Origin of the sequence: Rhodococcus sp. (in: high G+C Gram-positive bacteria), assembly GCF_049591685.1 — a bacterium.
GTDB lineage: Bacteria > Actinomycetota > Actinomycetes > Mycobacteriales > Mycobacteriaceae > Rhodococcoides.
Genome location: NZ_JBAWFH010000183.1, coordinates 1 through 2,047, shown reverse-complemented (window position 1 = coordinate 2,047; position 2,047 = coordinate 1). Strand labels below are relative to the sequence as shown.

Annotated in this window: 2 protein-coding genes and 1 pseudogene; all 3 read right to left on the bottom strand. The window is 64.6% G+C overall.

The annotated features are described in order from the left end of the window. Nucleotides 1–29: 29 nt before the first annotated feature. Entirely contained in the window at nt 30–776 is a 747-nt protein-coding gene (gene pgl, locus WBQ44_RS07840) for a 6-phosphogluconolactonase (protein WP_495566150.1), read from the bottom strand. Then, a complete protein-coding gene (opcA, locus tag WBQ44_RS07835) occupies nt 769–1,677 on the bottom strand; it encodes a glucose-6-phosphate dehydrogenase assembly protein OpcA (protein ID WP_495566149.1) in 909 nt (302 codons plus the stop codon). Before opcA ends, pgl begins: the two co-directional genes overlap by 8 nt. Next, a pseudogene (locus WBQ44_RS07830) lies at nt 1,674–2,047 on the bottom strand (glucose-6-phosphate dehydrogenase); the annotation flags it as partial. The pseudogene WBQ44_RS07830 and the gene opcA, both read right to left, overlap by 4 nt.

Below are 2,047 nucleotides of genomic sequence, written 5' to 3'. Positions count from 1 at the left end.
GTTCGGCGCCGCCCGAAAATACCTGTCTGTCAGTCGGTGTCGAGTTCGGATGCCGCACCCGAATCGAGGAACCACACCGTCGACTCCGAACCGATGGCTCCGGCCGACGGTACGTCTTCCGGATCCGCTCCACCGACGGCGGCCGATACGGCTTCCGCCTTGGCCGCTCCGGACACCAGCAGCCACACATGCCGTGCGCGTCGAATCGCGGGCAAAGTCAGGGTAATCCGCACAGGTGGGGGTTTCGGCGAATTCTCCACCGCCACCACGTAATGATCTTTCTCGCGAACCGCATCGGTGTGCGGAAACAGCGAGTTGATGTGTCCTTCACCGCCCATTCCGAGCAGGTGGACGTCGAACGCCGGCGTGTGATCGCCGTCCGAGTGTGAGCCTAGAATCTGCGCGTACGCCACGGCAGCAACGTCCGGGTCGCTTCCGTGCGCGCCGTCCGACGACGCCATGCGAAACACTCGATCGGGGTGGACGTCCACGTGATCGAGCAACGCGGCAGCTGCCTGGACCTCGTTGCGCTCCGAGTCGCCGGTGGGCAGGAATCGTTCGTCACCGAAGTAGACGTCGACCTTCCCCCAGTCGATCGAACCCGAATCTTTGCGCAGCGATTCGAGCAGCGCGATGCCGGTACCTCCACCGGTCAATACCACCGACGCGGACCCCCGCTCGGCTTGCGCAGCGGTGACCACGTCGACGAAGCGCGACCGCGCGGCGTCGACCAACGCCTGAGCGTCGAGGAACTTCAGCACCGATGTCTTACTCATAGGTCACCTTCGACAATCCGTTCAGTGCGAGCTCGTAAATTTCGTCCCTGTCGAGACGCCGGAGTTCCTCGGCGAGGCACTCACGTGTTTCACGCCGTGCCAGCGCTACCTCGGCGTCGGGCTGCCCCGTACGCCTCAGCGTCGCCGTTTTACCGGTCTGCGGACGAGTGATGGAAATGTTGGTGGTCTCGCGCTGCAATTCCACCCGGAGCTCTCCGGTCCGACGGTGCACCGGGACACCCAACTTGGACGCGAGCCACCCGGCGAGGATGTCGAGCGCCGGCTCCTCGGCCAGACCCGACACCGTTGCCGACACGGTCCGCTCGTGTGGCGCTTGATCCAAAGCGGTGGCGAGGAGGCCGCGCCAGTATGTGATTCGGCTCCACGACAGATCCGTGTCGCCCTGCGTGTAACTCGACAAGCGGCTCTTGATGGCAGCCGTAGTGTCCGGAGCGTTGGTTGCATCGGTGATCCGGCGAATGGCAAGGCGGCCCAACGGGTCCTTGGCGGGGACCACCGGTGCCTCGTCGGGCCACCAGGCGACGATCGGAGTGTCTGGTAGGAGAAACGGGATCACGACGCTGTGTTCGTGGTCTGCGAGTTCGCCGTTGAGACGTAGAACGACTACCTCCGACGCGCCCGCGTCACCACCGACGCGGATCTGTGCGTCCAAACTGGACTCCGCCGTCTTGTCCCCGTGAGTGAGAACGATGACGCGACAGGGATGCTCGCGGCTCGCCTCGTTGGCCGCATCGATCGCGCGTTCGGCCTTGTTGTTGTCGCGACTCGCTACGATGAGCGTCAGCACACGACCGATGGTGACTGCTCCGCCGGACTCGCGAAGTTCGACGAGCTTCTTGCCGACCTCGGCCGTTGTGGTGGCGGGAATGTCGACTATCACGGTCTTCTCCATTCTCGTCCGGTGCGGTGCATCATCTCGTCGCCGGAACTCGGTCCCCAGGTGCCTGCCTCGTAGGGTTCGGCCGTTCCGCCCGACGCCCAGTACTCGAGGATCGGATCCAAGATCTTCCAGGACAGTTCCACTTCGGCGTTGACCGGGAACAGCGACGGCTCACCGAGCAGCACGTCCAGGATGAGCCGCTCGTAGGCCTCCGGGGACGCCTCGGTGAACGACTGGCCGTAGGAGAAGTCCATCGACACGTCGCGGACCTCCATCGCCGGCCCCGGCACCTTGGAGCCGAACCGGATCGTCACGCCCTCGTCCGGCTGCACCCGGATCACCAGCATGTTGGAGCCGAGTTCCTCGGTGT

What these genes read in the sequence shown, in the direction of transcription:
- pgl (WP_495566150.1), bottom strand. Translation starts at nt 776, where the DNA reads ATGAGTAAGACATCGGTGCTGAAGTTCCTCGACGCTCAGGCGTTGGTC.